We start from the raw sequence: 17,859 nt of genomic DNA, 5'->3' as shown, positions 1-17,859 counted from the left end.
TTCAATCATTTTTCCATGAAAGATAAAACATAATTGTAAGGAGAGAGCCTATGTATAAATTGGTCGCGATCGATCTCGATGGGACATTGCTCACAGACGATTTAATGATTTCACCAAATACAGTAACCGCTATTAAAAAAGCGGTGGAAGCGGGGACAATTGTTACGATTGCTACGGGCCGCATGTTTTCCTCTGCGAAACTCATTGCCCTGCAGTTGGGTATAAATGTACCGCTCATCACTTATCAAGGTGCATTGATCAAGGATGTTAATGAAAAAGAAGTAATATATGAGCGCACTGTTCCTCCCGATATTGCACAAAAGTTAATCGAAATTTCTCGTGAGAAAAAATTACATCTACAAATATACCAAGATGATATTCTCTACAGTGCCGTAGAAAATGACAAGCTGATTGCTTATTCTGAAGCAGTTAAAGTGCCCTATCGGATAGAGCCCAATCTCATCAAGCTTGCCCAAAAAGGCGTGACAAAACTACTTTTTATCGAAGAACCAATCGTCCTCGATTACTTACAAAATGAATTGCAAACCTTATTCGGCAAGTATGCTCACATCGCAAAATCAAAAAAACACTACCTTGAAATCACCCATCCCGAGGCAAACAAAGGTAGTGCCCTATTATGCTTAGCGAAAAAACTTGGTATAGACCGTTCAGAAATAATCGGTATTGGTGACAACTATAATGACATCGAACTTATTGAGACAGCCGGTCTCGGTATAGCAATGGGAAATGCCGTAAAGGAAGTGAAAGCTATGGCTGATTATACGACCTTTACGAACAATGAAGAAGGGGTGCTTCACGTATTAGAAAAGTTTATTTTAGAGCCAGTGAATACTTCCAATTATATAGAAGAAAAAAATTCTGATTCGCTTCCGACGGCCTGATCAATTGAAGACCGTTTACTTGGAATCACTTGGATAGGACAGGCCGATTTCTTGGCGGACTTTATCCATTACGCACATGGTGGTATAGGAGTTTTCAAACGAATTAACAAGTGACTCCGTTTTCTTTTGGCTGATTAAATCGATAAACTCTTTCACTTCATAATACATAGCGGGCTGAGGTTGTCCTACTGTCACTGATTCAACAGTGCCATCGTTGTAATGAATGTCCACTTTTTCGGCTGAATGTATTTTATCAATCACCATAATTCCTTTTTCCCCTTGGATTTCGCTTGGTAAAGTGGAATTTGTGATTTTTGAATAAATGATAACCGCATCTTTGTCATCATATTTCAATAGGACACTTCCTTCGCCATCTATACCGCAATCCAGGATAAGACCTGTGGCCTTTATTTCTTTTGGTTCGCCGAACAGTAAAATGAGCGGGTATAAACAGTAGGTGCCCAGATCCATCAATGAACCGTTCGCAAAATTTGGATTAAATACATTTAATACTGTTCCTTTTTTGTATGCATCATAACGCGATGAGTACTGGCAATAGCTAGCAAAGTATCTGCGGATAGGGCCGATTTTGTGCAGATTATTTTGAATGGCCTTAAAGTTTGGAAGCAACGTAGATTTCATCGCTTCCATAAGCAGCACATTATGATCTTTCGCTTCTTGAATCATTTTCGCTGCTTCTGCTGCATTGGCAGCCATCGGTTTTTCACATAATACATGTTTGGAGTTTTTAAAAAACAAGACGACTTGGTCAGCATGGAATGAGTTGGGTGTGGCAATATAAACCGCATCGATTTCATCGCTGACTGCCATTTCTTCCAAGTCAGTAAAAATTTTAGTTATTCCTTATTGACTGGCAAATTCCTCTGCTCTTTCCAACGTTCGGGAATAAACGGCTGCTAATTTAAAATTCTCAATCTCTTTTGCCGCTTCAAGCAATCTTTCTGTAATCCAATTAGTACCCACTATGCCGATTCGTATCATTTTTTATCCTCTTTTCTGTTTTTATTGCATTATCGCCCACAATTGCAAAGACATTATTCCAATGCTAAAAAAATTTACTAACCATTCTATATCTAGTACAATTAGTAAGTTACATTAATTATAGTACTGACTTTTTTATCACATAGTATCGAAAAGTATACGATAGAAATATAACAAGGAAGGAAAGAAAATAGATGCCTAATTTAGGAGAGAAAGTTTTTAATTGTGAAAAAGAGCTGACACTTTCCATCATCGGAGGAAAGTGGAAAATGCTAGTGCTATGGCATTTAGGAAAAGAAGGAACTAAACGTTTTGGGGAATTAAAAAGTCTTATGCCAGGCATCACGCAACGGATGCTCGTGAATCAATTGCGTGAACTTGAAGATCATTTGATTGTCCACCGGGAAGTATACCCTGTGGTTCCGCCGAAAGTGGAGTACTCACTTACCGAACAAGGAAGAAGCCTTATTCCAATTCTTGATTCCATGTACGAATGGGGCAAAGAATACATCGAGCAAAACTTGGATCAGCAAATAGAAAACAACTAAGTTAGTAGGTATTTAAAAATAGCTGAATAAAATAAAGCGGATTTCAGTAAAATGAAATCCGCTCAGATTGTAGACAAAGTCACGTTTCAGGCGAACTGAAACGTGACTTTGTCGTTTTCGGGCCTTTAGGCGCTCTGCCCGCGCCCCTTTTCAGGCGGGCTGGGCGTTCTTCCATGCCCAGCCCGCCATCTTCTTGAGATTGAGGGCAGCAAAAGTAAGCATCGCCTGCATTGAAACTTTTTCAAGTCCCCGATAACGGGTCCAACGCATGCCATGCTTCTCTTTTGCGTCCGCGAACACGCGCTCGACCGTCTGTTTACGACGGTCATAGATGTTGCGGTTCAATTCCGTGTGGCGGAGGTCTTCGACCTCGTCCATATAGGGTTGCCAGAGGTGTCGCTCGATTATCCGCTGGTGCTTCTGGCTCTTCGTGCACTGCTCGAGCAGCGGGCAGTTCACACAAACCGCGGGATTCGAGACGTACTTGCGTTTCCCCTCGCGCATCGTCGTACTGTACGTTAATAACTCGTTGTTTGGGCAGATGTAGACGTCACGGTGCTCGTCGTAGATGAAATCCTTGGTCTTGAAGGCGCCCTTCTTACCCTTCGGGCGAGTGTATGGGAAGACCGGCAGGATCCCACGGTCAATCAGCAGCTTGGCAATGGCCGGATTTTTATAGGCGGAGTCGGCGGCGAACGGTTGAATCAGGCGGTCGGAGACCTTGTCGAGCAGATCGGGGAACGCTACACTATCGTGCACGTTACCCGGTGTGACGATAGCACCGAGCACGAACCCATGGGCGTCGCTCGCCGCATGGACAGAGTAAGCGAACTGCTTCTCACGCTCACCTTTTACGTAATATCCACTCTCAGGGTCTGTCGTGCTGACCTTGATTTCCTTCGTCTCCTCCGCCTGATTCTTTTTTGGCCCTAAGGGCTTCTTTCCACTTTCTTCGCGGTCTCGCTCGACCTCGGCATCGAGTTGTTCCTGATAGTGTTTCACCTCTTGCCGGACGGTCTTCTTGACGAGCTTCCGCTTGTTTGCGTTCGCTTTGACGTGTGTCGAGTCTACGAATAGGACGGCGCGATCGATGAACCCTGCGTCCGCAGCCTGTTCAAGGATATGATAGAAGATGTCATCGAATAAGCTCGTGTACTGGAACCGACGCACATAGTTCTTCCCGAACGTCGAGAAATGTGGCACCTTGTCCGTGAATCCGAACCCGAGAAACCAACGGTATGCGACGTTCGTCTCGATCTCACGAATTGTCTGTCGCATGGATCGGATACCGAACAGGTACTGAAGGAAGGCCATCTTGATCAGAACGACAGGGTCGACGCTTGGCCGGCCACGGTCCTCAGAATATAAGTTCTCCACGAACGGATAGATGAACTCAAAGTCGATCACCGCCTCGATTTTTCGGACCAGATGGTCTGCTGGCACAAGCTCGTCGAGCGTGACCATCTCCAGTTGTGTCCGATTGGTTTCCGATTCTGTTGATTTCCTGATCATCCGATTCGCCTCCATAATTGTTTCTATATCTCTCATTATAAAAAAGCGACGACGGTACGAAAAGAGGGATTGATGCCCGGTCGGGCAAATAAAAAAGACTGCAGACAATGTTTTGTCTACAGTCTGGGAAGAGTATAATTACTCTTCCTTTTTTGAAAAGTCGAGGAGCGAAACTTCGTTTCGTGACGCAGACTTCGAACAACCGCTAGGGCGTTAGTCCATTGATTGTTCCACGTGAATGATTGCCTCGAACGGCACATGGATGATCCCGTCCCGCTGATTGGCCAGCTCGACGGTCCGCTCCATATAGTTCGTCCGGTGCACAAAACCCTTGAATCGTTTCATCTCCCGCTTCTCCACATATTTTACCTCTACCAAATCTCCGCTGAAGATCGCGTCGTTCAGCACATTCTCGTAGACCGATAGGACCTGTTCATCGATATCTGGCATCTCAATTTTTTGAATCTCTTTATAGTATTTCGTCAGTAGCGCCTTGTGCTCGGGCATGAGGAATGGGATCCATTTCAATTCGCCCCGATCGCGATACATCGTCATAATAATTACCCCTCTCAATAAAACGAACGTTTGTTCTTATTTTATACCCGATTTGTCCCGTTTGAACAGCCTTTTTCGTGATTGGTAATCCGTGCGTCCTGTTTCCGTACTCTAGCTCGCTGGTCTTCGGTGCAAGGGACGTCAAAAAAATGACGCGCCCTCCGGCCCGTCTTCCTTCGCTTTAGGCTCAAAGCGAGGCTTTTCGCTCGTTGGCTACGTAAGCCTGGACTTATGTGCGCTCTACGCATTTTTTTGAGGCTCTCCCTGCGGTCGCCCTTGCACCGTCTCCCGACGCTCGCTTCGTTTCCGTCAACAGGACGCACAACGGTGTTCGTTCTGAGGACAGCTTTTCTATCTGAAAGGGGACAAACCATCATGGAACTATCCGCCATCATCGAGGTCATCCGTATCAAACAAGAGGTTCGCGAGGAAATGGTCGCCCTCGAGCATGCCATCATCCACTCGCCGGACAGTGCCAGACAAATCGGGTCATCGTTCATCGGGGACGACGACCGTGAAGTGTTCCTCGTCATCATGTTGAATACTAAAAACCGGGTCATCGGCGTCCACCGGGCGCATGTCGGGAGCGTCAACTCGAGCGTCGTCCACCCACGGGAAGTCTTCAAATGCGCCATCTTGAACAATGCCTCATGCCTCATCGTCTGTCACCAACATCCGAGCGGGGACCCGACCCCGAGCCGGGAGGACATCCTCGTCTCCGAGCGCTTACATGAAGCAGGCGACCTCATCGGCATCCCCGTGCTCGACCATCTCATCCTCGGTGCGGACGAGTCATACGTCAGTATGAAACAGCGAGGTTACATGGGTTGAATGGAATGGAGTGGGGCCGGGGGACCGGTCCCGGTCCGTCCGGTAAGGGCAAGGACGAAAAACATACGTTTTTCTTTGAAGAGACGGGCGACTCGCGTTGCTCTCGCCTGGATCCATAGAGCGGGATCCGGGAAAAGGTCCGTTTTCGCATGACGAAAACGAGATGGTTCGTGTGTGAAGGTTGGACGTTATTTTGGTCTGTCTCGTAAGAAGATTGTTTGATGAAATAGTAGAAGTGAAAACACGGTTTGTTTATTGAAAATGACCATGTTTTCGAAACAAGCCCTAGGGCTTGTTTGAAACAACACCAGAGCTTACGTGAAATATCCTGAGATGTTGCCTGCTTGGATGCGAGGTATCATGAGGCTAACAACAGGAGAGGATGATTCAGATGGACAGCTACCAACTAGATCAACAGACGATGGACGAGATGACGGAGGTATTGCTTCGACGCCTTCCTGACCGGCTTCAAGAAGATTTTGACGACTTAAAACTTGTGAGCATGGATCTTCTTTGTGATGTGAAGGAAGGAGAGCGCTTGACCCACCTCACCGTCTTTTTCAATACCAATATGATTCGACGGAATCGTCGTACATAAGAAAAAGGAATGGTTGTATACATGTATACATGTAGATTTGTATACGTGTATACATGTATATGTGTATACAGTTTTAAAAAGTCTTCATTTCTGTAGGTTCATGAACAAGGACTGAACTGGCTCTGGAGGGGGAGTCGTTTTAGAGAGGACCAGAAGGGGGGGAGACGTGATGAACGAGGGACTGCTTGATGACTATGCGTTCGAAGGGTTGGATCCGTTCGTCCGGACGGTCTTCTCGGAACTGATGGAACATCCCGAGTGGATGCGTGTCGTCGACAGGGAACATTGCGTCGAGAAGGTCGTCCGGTTCGATGAGGGACGGAACTCGCCTTACTTTCGCGTAGTGATCTATCTGGATGCGGAAGAGCGTCCGATCAAGAGCGTATATCAATATGGAACATGGGTGGTGGCGGATGGAGACGTCAGTTTCGTCGTCTCAGAGCTATCGAAGGATATATTCGAATATGAAGTGATGCATGTCCATTGGCTCATCAAGTATCGCTTCGAGGATTGGGGCGTGTCTGAAGACGGGGCATGGGAGAAGGAATGGTGATCCGGGCTCATGCGTGAGCGTCTAACGCCTTGTGGCGAAGTCGCTCATCGCACCGCTGCCTCCCTGACGGCCCGATAACAAGAGCTGCTGGTTCACCGCCGCATCTCTATGTTCCTGGCCCTTTCTGACGGGAGGCACGGAGCGTAAGAACAACACTAAAAGCAAGAACGTGGGCTTGTCGATCGACAAGCGAGGGAAACCATTCAGTCGAATGGTTTTTTGTTTTTACCTAGAGGCACTTTACTTTTCAAATCAGCTGTTTATCAATGGTTCTTAGAATAAGGATTGAGAATGAAAGAGTCTGCGTCGACATGTCTTCTGAATCGAGTGATTGATTTTTCTATTCAAGTTTGGAGCATGTGTACATTGTATAATACAATATATGTAAATGATGAGAAGGTAGGGAATTATATTGTATAAAGCTATATTAATTGCAGTCAATGAGCAACGTGACCATGAGATATCCGCTCTTCCGAATACGTTAAACGACGTAAGAGAAATCAATCGATTATTGACAGAAGAGCCCGCCGTATTCGATAAATCTGACGTCCAGATTTTATATGGGAATTTGACCACCAAGTCAATGTTAGATCATGCATTACATAGTTTTTTTGGAGATGCGTCTCCAAATGATGTCTTATTTCTCTACTGGGCAGGCCACGGGGGATTCAGTCAAACCAATGCGTATTTCATTCCATATGATGCAGGTATTCATGCCATAGGTGACACCAGTATCAACATGTCCGATGTCAGAGACCATATCGATCAAACAAAGGCCCGCACAGTCTTGAGCTTTTTTGATACGTGTCATAGCGGTGCGCTCATGCGATCAATCGACAATCTGATGGAGAGAGGGCTTGAAATTAAAGGGTTCGGTAAGTTCGTCATCGCAGCGTGCACGGAAAATCAGTTTGCTTGGGATCGAAACGGGCATGGAGCCTTCACAGATCATTTGATCCGTGGCCTAGAAGGTGGGGCGGCGAACCCGAGCGGGGAGATTGATATCTACACGCTCTATGCTTACGTCAGCCGGGCTCTCTCGAAAGAATTCGAGAATCAACATCCTGTCTTAAACAGCACGCTCTCCGGTCCACCTGTCATCATCAAGAATGTAAAGACGAGACAGGCCGAGTCGAATTTGTCACCACTCTTTGACGGTGGACAACGGGTGATCGACAATTCTGGAGACTGGTTTCTATTGGGAAGTTCGAGCGCACGTTACTTCTCCTATCGCTACAACAGTTCTGACAAGGCATACAGCTTGATCTTGAAGGCCGAAGACAACTCGAGAGGGGTCGAGGAGGTGCTCAAGCAGATGTGGAAAACTGAGCAACCTTTCGCGATTGAAGATACGGCTGAATATGTCCGCGTGGCCGAGGTGAATGTGGAAGTGGTCGGGGGTGAAAAAACAATCAACCTCAAGCTGGTCTCGAGTGAAGACAGACATGGCAGTCATATGTTTAGTGAAATGACAGTCAATGGTATTAAACCCGATGAAATCGCTAAGCTGAGAATCGATCACTATCTATTCAACAAAGAAGTTCCAAGACATGTCAGAATGGATCATTCGGAAACACTCATTTACGGGAATCCATCCGACTATGAGGTGTCCAATCGGTTAATCCCGGATTTGCTTGATCAGCATGTCACCCTGGAATGTATCAGACTACACCTCATAGCGGTCCTTGTATTCAAATCAATTGTGTCTGAAGTGAGCTCATTGCATTTATTTGTCGAACGCGGTGCCATCACGAGGATTACCATCGAAGGTAGGCGGCCCCGCGTCTACTCGAACGTCAATCCGTCAATAGTGTCAGTGGACGAACCGGTACATTTTTCATTGGACTATTGATACGATCCGCGTACATGAGTAAGCGAAAGACCATCAAATCAGAGAAGGCGGAGAGGCCAGATGAAACATGCCTTACCGGACACACGTTGGCTATATGAACAACTTTTGAACCATGGGCAACAGACCGCTGTCGATGACTTTGCGGCTAAATGCCCTATGCACGGGCAAGCGGAATTCGTAGCACAGTTATGGGAGACGGACGCGGAAATCGGAGGGATCGGCGGATACCAGCTTCCTAAAAACCCGATACAAAATCCGTTTCCCGGCGGAATGGAACGAACTTTATATAGGCCGTTGCAGTATGCGGCGAGCGAACTAGAGCGGGACGTAGCGCATGGGGCGCGATACATCGTTCAATATGCAGGCATGCACCTGGAGGCCGTGACACGTCAATATTTGATGCGATCGCAAAAGCTCGGGTCGCTTCGACACTCCCAGTCCACCTTAGGAAAAGCGGTCCATCAAATCGCCAAGCTACGAACGATAGATGAAAAGACGATTCAGAGCCTACTTGTATTCGTACGTTTGTACAACATGTCGAAACATGAGGTGAACCAAGACGAATCGAGAGACCGTCTATTCAGTGCGGAGGACGCACTGATCGCTTATCTGTCTGCTCGTATCCTAGGCTTCCGGTTGTTGACCGAGATCGGTTTGGTTCCATCATAAGCATGGTCATGAAACAACTGATGTCCTGACACCTCTTGATCAATGGTCAAGATGTCTAGATTTTTAAACGTGAAAGATATCAATCTTTTTAATCGAACAGGCCATGAAAGAATGAATCAGACCATCTTAAACGAGCATGTATATATTTCGATGTCGAAACGTATACATACTCGTTTTACCCACTATTCCAAAAGTGTTTAAGCAGGACACTCCTGTCTCTCGACATGAAAGAGGCAAAACGAATATCTATTACGAACAACTTCACAAAACGTGAAATGGTGGCGAATCATCTGTTGGCTATACCAGTATCGGAGAATAAAGTCATTCATCTACCAAATTAACAAATGATAATAATCCCCTTACAATTTTATTCATAGGTAATACGATAAAAATATAGTATAATTTTTCCTGTTAATTAATCTTAGTTTTTTATCTTTATACTTTTATTTTGTAAAGAATTCGACATCTTAATTTTTGAATGATATTTGATACAAAGAAAAAAAGATTGGAGATATACAGTTGAAAAATAGATTTTTAGACAAAATTAAAGTCACGCCATCTAACAAAAAAGTACTAAAAAATATCGTTACTCCCATGTTATGGGCACGAGAAAAAACTTCAATTCATAGGCATTCCTCACTTTTGAATAAATCATACAATTTTATGCAAGAGCCTGCTATTGGTGCATTGATTTATTGCCAATTAGGTACAGCAGAACATTCGGGTGTATACATAGGAAATAAAAATGTTATCGACTTAAATCGAAAAGGAGAAATTAAAAAAGTTAGTCTGAAAGAATTCACTGGTAACATCCTTAGTACAGATAAAGACATTTTTATTCCAGTAATGAAGCATGCAATGTGGCCATTAGGAGATGAAAACATAGCAAAAGAAGCGTTTAAAAATCTGTCAGAAAGAAGAAAATACAATCTTCTTGATGATAACTGTCATCAATTTGTAGCAGGCTGTATCATAGGGAACCTTGAAAATGATTGTAATTTTTTGTTTATGGTCAAAGAAGAGTTTTCAAAATTCTTGAGTGTAGAGGAATCTAACATTGTTTGGGTTCGCTGGAAGTGGTATTTAAATTAGGATGGCCAAATCTTCAATCGACTACATCGATAGATAGATAACATAGGGTTATGGAGTGATCATCTACCTATGAATCGAGTGTATTCGTTTTATGAAGGATTTCTCTCGCTTTTAATACAATGAACATGGTATTATTTAATGAGAACATCATTGTGTTAAAAGGAGGTCCGTCATGTATACAATTGATGAAGCATTTGAGATTCTATCGAAGACCAAGCTCACGACCCACAAGGAAACCGTCCGGAACTGGGTACGAAAAGGCGTGATACAGGCGGAACCGCTCGAGTCCCGTAAAAAAGGCTATCGAATCAGCGAGGAGGCTCTCGAGCAGTTCATCAAAAAACGGATGCCTGAAGGATGGGAGATGTATCCAAAGTCGGTGACAGGAGATGCTCGGGAGGTCGTCAAGAGTGAGGACGTGGCCCCATATCACGTCGAAATCGACGTGGAAGCAATCAAAGAGCAGGGGCGGATTGAAATGTGGCATCAAGTGGCCGGCCGCTGGCTGTGGGAAGGCGATTTTGAGATCAGTCGTAGGATGGTGCGGAACGCGGTCGCGCATAGACGTTATTCAAAAGAATTTGAACAGCTGGTTTGGGAAAGGTGTCTTAAGAACAGTGCCCCACGAAAAAAACCACGTGTCCTTTATTTGGTTGATGCGTTCTTATTTGAAGAAGAGCGGGTGCCATTTCACAAGGGTTTTGATATCAAAGAAGATCAAATCATGCAGGCATTGATTGAACACGTTCGTATGAATGCAAAGTCCGGAAAATATACAAATGAATCTAGTGTAAATAAATTCAAGATTTAGACGCTTCTAATGAAAAGGTGTACTCTCTTTAACATTGAGAATACACCTTTTGCAATTGTTGTTGTATTAAATGAAAGATTGCACCTATATTTCTAAAGATTAGACTTCACTCTTAAGAAAATCGTCAGCACGACACAGAGTGGTGACTAAAGTGGACCCCATTGTCAAGACACTAATTTTATAATAATAAGGTGAAAACAGTCATTCTTCTTGTCCTTGTCCCATCTTGCAGACCCAGCCTTTCCTATGCCAGGTTCTGTCAAGGGCGTATTTTCCCTTGACAGGGCCTGGGATGGGAAAGATAATTGCTCCGAGATGGCAACGATAATATGACTTTATTTAGGAAGCTTGGAAGCAAGGACATCAATATTTTCAATCACTGGTGGCTCTACGAAAAGTTCAGGAGCTTTCTCCATCAATGCCGCAGCCACTTGACCAGAAAGGTGTGCTTGACGACCTGTGTCGTCCGGGAATGCGTCAAAGATTCCGAATGTCGTAGGTCCAAGTCGGATTGCAAACCATGCAATCGTTTCTGACTCCTCCTGAACCACAGGTAGGGCCCCACGTAGGAAGCTTTCAACTTCCGCTTCTTTTCCAGGTTTTGCTTCAAGTCGAACCAATAGCGCTACATTAACCATTTTTCTATCTCCTCCTCAAATTAGAAATTTCATCCATATGTGAGAACTATAATTCTATTTTACCTTTAATATATACACATTAAAAATATATTGTTCAGTTATATCAAACTACTTAAACGTTTAATTTTATGAATAATTACTCCGGTTTAAATACGACTTTAATATTATTATCTCGTTTTTCATCAAATACTTTATAAGCCTCATCGGCTTTTTCTAAAGGAAAAGTATGTGTGATAATTTCAGTAGGATCAAATACTTCATCTTTAATCATTTCATATAATTTAGGCATTAAATGAATAACTGGTGCCTGACCAGTTGTTAAACGAACATTTCTATTAAATATTAAATCAAGTGGAAAGTTATCAGCTGGTGTACCATAAATTCCAGTCAGTTGAATTGTACCAAATTTACGGACTGATTCAGCGGCTGTAATAATCGGACTAATTGTTCCTCTTTGTTGAGATGTTTTTGAAAGTTTTGGTTCTGGACTTGATTGTGCGCCATCAAAACCAACACAGTCAATAACTACATCAGCACCACCACTAGTTTTTTCTTTCAATAACTTACCAATTTCTTTTTCTTTATCGAAATTATAAACTTCAACACCATTGTATTTTTTAGCATGCTCTAGTCTATGTTCGACATTATCGATTGCTATAACACGTTCGGCACCTTTTAGTTTCGCAAATTTTTGTGCCATTAAACCTATAGGACCACATCCTAATACAATAACAGTATCCCCAGCCTTCACACCTGCATGTTCGACACTCCAATAAGCTGTAGGTACTACATCAGATAAAAATAATACTTGTTCATCTTTTAAATCACTATCTGGCACAACAAAAGAAGAAAAATCAGCATATGGAACTCTTAAATATTCAGCTTGACCACCCCAAAAATTCCCATGCATTTTTCCAAATCCAAATAACGCACCGTTATCCATCTTCCAGTTTGCAGGTTCTTCATTAGATTGATCACATTGTGATTCCATTTGGTTATTACAGTAAAAACAATCGCCACAACCAATATTAAAAGGAATAACGACACGATCACCTTTTTTTAGATTCTTAACTTCTTTACCAACTTCTTCAACAATCCCCATTGGTTCATGTCCGATAACAAAATCTTTATCCATAAACATATCGCCTTGATGATATAAATGTAAATCTGATCCACAAATACCTGAAGCAGTAATCTTAATAATTGCGTCAGTTGGTTCAATAATCTTTGGATCTGCAACTTTTTTTACTTTCATTTTCTTTTTACCTTGAAATGTTACAGCCTTCATACACATTACTCCTTTATTATATAATATCTGTATAACACATTATTAATACCCCTAATTTTAAATGATAAAACCTTTATACATATATTATTACCTTTACACAAGATTAAATATTCAACAAACTATTTATTTAATTTTACTTCTTAATTATCGAAAGATTTATCAGCTATGTGAATACCTATTAATTCACTATCTTTATTAAGGATAGGGGCTCATATTGCCCAAATGAAGTATCAGCTTAGTATATCTTCTTATTACATATACTTGCTTTTACTTTACCATCACTAAAAATATCTTACTTTTTTCACCACTAAATACACTCCTCTTATTTTTGAATGTAATTAGATAAATGTTTCCCAGTTACGCTATCTTGTATGCTAAGGACACCTTCTGGGTAACCACTGTATAATAATCTTCCTCCTTGTTGACCAGCAGCTGGTCCCATATCAATTAACCAGTCTGATTCTGTCATCATTGACAAGTTATGCTCGATTAGAACGACGGTATTACCTTCATCCACTAATTGATTAAATAATTCGATCAGCACATGGATATCCCTTTCATGTAACCCTGTTGTTGGTTCATCAAAAATAAAGATGTGGTCAGTCACTTGATTGATTAAATACTCACTGAGCTTTACACGTTGAATTTCTCCACCTGAAAGTGTGTCCAATGATTGTCCAAGTGTCATATAGCCTAGACCAGTGGCAGCGAGGGATTTTAATATCTCCAGAATTTTATGATGTGTATTGAAGTAATTTATTCCTTCTTCCACCGTTAATTGTAAGACATCTGCAATAGAGTAACCATCTACTTTAGCATCTAGAACTTCCTGTCTATAACGTGTTCCATGACATACTTCACAAACTTGTGAAAAATCAGGCATAAACGCAAGTTCTGTTTTAAGAATTCCTTTTCCTTTACAGTTTGGACAAGCACCTTCAGAATTATAGCTGAACATACTTTTCTTTAGCCCTGTCTCCTTACTGAAAAATGCTCGTAATTCATCAAATGTATTGGTATAAGTTAATATATTTGAACGATTTGAAACATTAATAGCTTTTTGATCGATGAATATAACATTTTTAATCTGTTTAAACCCAGTTTTTATGAGCGTACTCTTACCAGAACCAGCAACCCCTGTAATAACAGAAATAGCATTTTTAGGGAGATACACTTCAACATTTTTGACGTTATTTTTTGTAACTGGACCGATATGAATCATTTCTTGAGATGACCTTGGAACTTTTAGTTGATGTTTTTCTTTGAGTTCTTGTCCAGTCGCAGTGTGGGAGTCGAGAAGTTGATCGTATGTTCCTTCAAATGTAATTCTACCCCCATTTTTACCGGCACCTGGTCCTACGTCAACAATGTGATCTGCAATCTTAATAATATCAGGATCGTGTTCAACCACAATAACTGTATTTCCTTTATCCCGAATAGACATAATTATGCGATTGATATTTTCAATATCTTCAGGATGCAGTCCAACACTCGGTTCATCGATAATGTATACGAGATCGGTCAGTGGGCTACTTAAATGACGAATAAGCTTAATACGCTGAGATTCACCACCTGATAATGTAGGTGTTTCTCGACCAAGTGTCAAATAACCAAGTCCAATATCAACTAGAGATTGAAGTTGCTGTTTAAGCGGCTTTACAATATATGCAGCTGTTTTATCAGTAAGATAGTCTAAAAACAGGATATTTTCTACGATACTTTGATTTGTAAAATCAGCAATATCTGCACCGTTAATTTTGCAGCTTAAAATACGTTGATTTAAACGTTTTCCGTGACAGTTAGGACAAACCATTGTCGTTACAACACGCTCATATTCATCCGGCCACCTGCTTTTTTCATAGCCATCATTAATAATAAACAGTCGCCTGAATCGATAGACGACCCCTTCATATTTTGCAGTACGGGGCCATTCTTCAGGAGGATTGGTCAGTTTGGTCGGCTCTAAATAAAGTAATTGATGCATCTCTTCCTTCGAATACTCTTTCAGCTTCTTATCATTATCAAATAGACCCGAATGCGTATAGCTTTTACCACGCCAGTGATCTGGTCCGAATGTAGGAAAATTAATTCCATGTTCGTTTAAAGATTTGTCATAATCCAGCAATTCATCGATATCAATTTCCTCGACATATCCTAAGCCTTGGCATCTCTCACACATTCCTGCCGAATTATTGAATGAAAATTCATTTGAATATCCGACAAATGGTTGACCAATACGAGACCATAGTAGACGAACAGCAGAATAAATGTCGGAAATTGTACCTACTGTAGAGCGCGAGTTACCACCAAGTCTTTTCTGACCAATGACCATTGAAACAGGAAGATTTTGAATGGAATCTACATCAGGTTTCTCATAATGAGTTAATTGATTCTGTATATATGTAGAATAAGTTTCATTGAGTAGACGCTCAGATTCAGCTGCAATCGTACTAAATACTAATGAAGATTTTCCAGATCCTGATTTTCCTGTAAAAACGGTCAATTGATGCTTTGGAAGACTTAACGAAACATTTTTTAAATTATTTTGTCGTGCACCTTTGATGATGATATTTTTCATCCCAAACTTCCTCTCCATAATTAAATATATTTATATTTTTTACCTTTTTAACGAGAAATAAGTTTATAAGTATCAATTTTAAAGTTCCAAATTTTTAGCTGAATTTCCGATTATATTCTATTAAAAAATTTAGGGAAATTCTATAATCAAGTTAGCCACCTACGGTGTGCTTTAAAAAATTTAAATGTACGCAGATTGTAAAATTAAGCTAGACAACTAAAAAAGCCTTCTGTGCTAAACTTAATATGTATTTCCGACCAAAGAAAACATTAAGGAGTTAGCACAAATGGCCTATACACACCTTACCACGGATGAACTTGCGTCCATAGAATTATATTACCACCAGAAAATTTCGGTCAGTGAGATCTGCCGGAGAATTAAGCGTTAAAGAGAGATCGTCTATAATGTAATTAATGCACTCAAAGCAGGTATATCTGTACTGGAATTCTATCAGAACGATAAGAAAAGAAAATCTCTTTGCAGAAGACGTAGAATCGTCCTTCCTAAGCATCAGATCAGTTATATTCAAAAAAGGATAGCCGACGGCTGGACACCTGACACCATCATAGGCAGAAATGAAGAATCTATCAGCTGTTCTGTTAAAATTCTGTACAGAATGTTCAGAGAAGATATTCTTCCTGTTCACTCACTTCCGATGAAAGGGAAAAGAAAACCTAACAGTCATCATGAGAAAAGAGGTCGTCAGACTTTCAAACGTCACATTTCAGAAAGAACAGTTGAATTTCCTGACTTTGATAAAGCGTTCTAAAGTGGATCCCATTGTCAAAACACTAATTTTATAATAATAAGGTGAAAACAGTCATTCTTCTTGTCCTTGTCCCATCTTGCAGACCCAGCCTTTCCTATGCCAGGTTCTGTCAAGGGCGTATTTTCCCTTGACAGGTCCTGGGATGGGAAAGATAATTGCTCCGAGATGGCAAGGACAGTAACCTACTGAAAATAGATGGATGCCGGTGTCCTATAACCCAATGACTGGTGGGGACGTTCCCAGTTATAGAATTCCATGTAGTCACGGATGTTCTGTCTCGCTTCTCTTGGTGTCCCGTAGTCCTTCAGATAGACCTCTTCGTACTTGAGGCTCCGCCAGAAACGTTCGATCATGATGTTATCCAGTGCCCGACCCTTGCTGTCCATGCTGATTTGGACGGCAGGCTGTTCCTTCAGGAGGTGGATATATTTGGAACTGGTGAAGTGGCTACCCTGGTCACTGTTGAAGATGTCCGGCTGCCCGATCGTGAAAGCCCGCCGGACGGCATCCAGGACAAAACCTATTTCCAGTGTCTGGTCCAGTTCCCAGCTGATGATATACCGGGAGTGCCAATCGATGATGGCTGCCAAATACATCCAGCTATCCTGCAGGCGGATATACGTGATATCAATGCCCCAAGCCTGGTTGGGACGGGTAATGTTCACCCCTTTCAGTAGGTATGGATAAATGCGATGCTGCAGGTTGCGTTTACTCAGATTGGGGCCTGGATAGAGAGCCTGTATGCCCATCTCGCGCATGTGACGCTGGACCCTCTTGCGGTTGATATTCACCTCTTCATTTTTCAATACTTCGGCAATCCTGCGTGACCCGTAGAACGGATATTTGGTGTAGATCTCATCAATCCTATGCTTGATGGCAACCTCTTCAGGCGAAGGGGCAACCGGCCTGTAATAAAGGCTGGAACGATTGAGCCCAAGCAGATCGGCCTGTTGGGAAACAGGAAGTTTACTGTTTCCCCATTCCATCATCTCTACCCGTTCCTGTCTAATCGTGGTAGATGCCAGATTTTTTTTTGATCCACGACAGCTGCGTGGTTAACTTTCCGACTTCTGCATAGAGATTTTCCAGTTTCTCTTCATAGTCGGCTCTCATCTTCTCTTGGTCCTTGTTCTGTTTCTTGAACACTTGTGGCATCTCTGACAGGAAATGTGTTTTCCACTTATGCAGCTGGTTCACATGGATGCCATGTTCGGAAGCAATCTGGCTCATTGTTTTTTCTTCCTTCAAGATTTCCAACACAACTTGAGTTTTGAATTCGGGTGTATATCTTTTTCGTTTCATATACCTACCTTAACATCTCCTTTTTCGTGTCTGAAATCTTGGGTCCATTATAAAGAGACAGGGTTATGTGGTGCGCGTGGCATCGATCAAGAATTTATCCATGACGTGGATGCAACCATCGTGTTGGACCGTCGGGGCACACGCGACATTGTCACCGGATGTCGAGGCATGTTCGATTTTTGTGAAGCGTCTTATGGAGAACTGTTCGAAAGAGCGGGGCGATTGGTCGGAATGAACGACTGGAAGGCGACGCGCAACGGGGGATCAAGTGATGCAAAAGTATTTGCGGAATTCGGTATTCCGTCTGTGAATCTATCCATCGGTTACCGTGACGAGCATACAGACTTCGAGGAAGTTGA

Annotated in this window: 16 protein-coding genes and 2 pseudogenes; 11 read left to right on the top strand and 7 right to left on the bottom strand. The window is 42.3% G+C overall.

All coding sequences use genetic code 11. The features are described from left to right. Window positions 1-50 precede the first annotated feature (50 nt). Window positions 51-902 (top strand): Cof-type HAD-IIB family hydrolase, encoded by an 852-nt coding sequence (locus tag FED52_RS00280; RefSeq protein ID WP_101190296.1) that lies wholly within the window; start codon window positions 51-53, stop codon window positions 900-902. 15 nt (window positions 903-917) lie between these two features. Here FED52_RS00280 and FED52_RS00275 read toward each other — a convergent pair. Then, window positions 918-1,904 (bottom strand): annotated as a pseudogene (locus tag FED52_RS00275) (Gfo/Idh/MocA family protein). Between the two features lie 194 nt (window positions 1,905-2,098). On the opposite strand from FED52_RS00275, the gene FED52_RS00270 reads away from it, so the two are divergent. Further along, entirely contained in the window at window positions 2,099-2,452 is a 354-nt protein-coding gene (locus tag FED52_RS00270; RefSeq protein ID WP_101190298.1) for a winged helix-turn-helix transcriptional regulator, read from the top strand. 150 nt (window positions 2,453-2,602) lie between these two features. Here FED52_RS00270 and FED52_RS00265 read toward each other — a convergent pair whose 3' ends face one another. Beyond that, entirely contained in the window at window positions 2,603-3,964 is a 1,362-nt protein-coding gene (locus tag FED52_RS00265) for an IS1182 family transposase (protein ID WP_138858533.1), read from the bottom strand. A gap of 213 nt (window positions 3,965-4,177) precedes the next feature. Next, a complete protein-coding gene (locus tag FED52_RS00260) occupies window positions 4,178-4,519 on the bottom strand; it encodes a YolD-like family protein (protein ID WP_029336188.1) in 342 nt (113 codons plus the stop codon). Window positions 4,520-4,894: 375 nt separating this feature from the next. Here FED52_RS00260 and FED52_RS00255 point away from each other — a divergent pair, with 375 nt between their 5' ends. From FED52_RS00255 to FED52_RS00225, 7 genes are all read left to right on the top strand, one after another. Beyond that, a complete protein-coding gene (locus tag FED52_RS00255) occupies window positions 4,895-5,350 on the top strand; it encodes a JAB domain-containing protein (RefSeq protein ID WP_034799670.1) in 456 nt (151 codons plus the stop codon). 391 nt (window positions 5,351-5,741) lie between these two features. Next, window positions 5,742-5,948 (top strand): hypothetical protein, encoded by a 207-nt coding sequence (locus tag FED52_RS00250; RefSeq protein WP_029596469.1) that lies wholly within the window; start codon window positions 5,742-5,744, stop codon window positions 5,946-5,948. Between the two features lie 169 nt (window positions 5,949-6,117). Next, window positions 6,118-6,501, top strand: coding sequence for a hypothetical protein (locus tag FED52_RS00245; protein ID WP_138858532.1), 384 nt, complete (start codon window positions 6,118-6,120; stop codon window positions 6,499-6,501). A 412-nt stretch (window positions 6,502-6,913) separates the two neighbouring features. Next, entirely contained in the window at window positions 6,914-8,353 is a 1,440-nt protein-coding gene (locus FED52_RS00240; RefSeq protein WP_167491710.1) for a caspase family protein, read from the top strand. Window positions 8,354-8,413: 60 nt separating this feature from the next. Continuing rightward, window positions 8,414-9,022, top strand: coding sequence for a hypothetical protein (locus FED52_RS00235; RefSeq protein WP_114167312.1), 609 nt, complete (start codon window positions 8,414-8,416; stop codon window positions 9,020-9,022). Window positions 9,023-9,541: 519 nt separating this feature from the next. Next, window positions 9,542-10,114, top strand: coding sequence for a lecithin retinol acyltransferase family protein (locus tag FED52_RS00230; protein ID WP_131472574.1), 573 nt, complete (start codon window positions 9,542-9,544; stop codon window positions 10,112-10,114). 172 nt (window positions 10,115-10,286) lie between these two features. Further along, complete coding sequence (locus tag FED52_RS00225) at window positions 10,287-10,925, top strand: helix-turn-helix domain-containing protein (protein WP_131472576.1); 639 nt, start codon at window positions 10,287-10,289, stop codon at window positions 10,923-10,925. Window positions 10,926-11,260: 335 nt separating this feature from the next. Here the strand turns inward: FED52_RS00225 and FED52_RS00220 are convergent, their stop codons facing one another. The 3 genes from FED52_RS00220 to FED52_RS00210 form a co-directional block, all read right to left on the bottom strand. After that, window positions 11,261-11,563: a putative quinol monooxygenase gene (locus tag FED52_RS00220; protein WP_012655943.1), complete on the bottom strand. Its 303-nt coding sequence runs from the start codon at window positions 11,561-11,563 to the stop codon at window positions 11,261-11,263. Between the two features lie 136 nt (window positions 11,564-11,699). After that, entirely contained in the window at window positions 11,700-12,851 is a 1,152-nt protein-coding gene (locus tag FED52_RS00215) for an alcohol dehydrogenase catalytic domain-containing protein (RefSeq protein WP_131472577.1), read from the bottom strand. 322 nt (window positions 12,852-13,173) lie between these two features. Next, window positions 13,174-15,429 carry an ATP-binding cassette domain-containing protein gene (locus tag FED52_RS00210; RefSeq protein ID WP_131472579.1) on the bottom strand — a complete coding sequence of 752 codons (2,256 nt, stop codon included), beginning with the start codon at window positions 15,427-15,429 and terminating at the stop codon, window positions 13,174-13,176. A 286-nt stretch (window positions 15,430-15,715) separates the two neighbouring features. On the opposite strand from FED52_RS00210, the pseudogene FED52_RS14045 reads away from it, so the two are divergent. Continuing rightward, window positions 15,716-16,195, top strand: a pseudogene (locus tag FED52_RS14045) (IS30 family transposase); the annotation flags it as partial. Window positions 16,196-16,380: 185 nt separating this feature from the next. Here FED52_RS14045 and FED52_RS00205 read toward each other — a convergent pair. Next, a protein-coding gene (locus FED52_RS00205) for an IS3 family transposase (RefSeq protein ID WP_131472581.1) occupies window positions 16,381-17,500 on the bottom strand; the annotation gives its coding sequence in 2 pieces (ribosomal slippage) (window positions 16,381-17,233 and window positions 17,232-17,500; 1,122 coding nt in all). Between the two features lie 67 nt (window positions 17,501-17,567). On the opposite strand from FED52_RS00205, the gene FED52_RS13795 reads away from it, so the two are divergent. Beyond that, a complete protein-coding gene (locus tag FED52_RS13795) occupies window positions 17,568-17,735 on the top strand; it encodes a hypothetical protein (protein WP_167491708.1) in 168 nt (55 codons plus the stop codon). The last annotated feature ends 124 nt before the right edge of the window (window positions 17,736-17,859 follow it).

This window comes from Exiguobacterium mexicanum, from assembly GCF_005960665.1.
Lineage (GTDB): Bacteria > Bacillota > Bacilli > Exiguobacteriales > Exiguobacteriaceae > Exiguobacterium > Exiguobacterium mexicanum_A.
The sequence above is the reverse complement of the archived record's forward strand: the minus strand, read 5'-3'. Positions and strand labels throughout refer to the sequence as shown.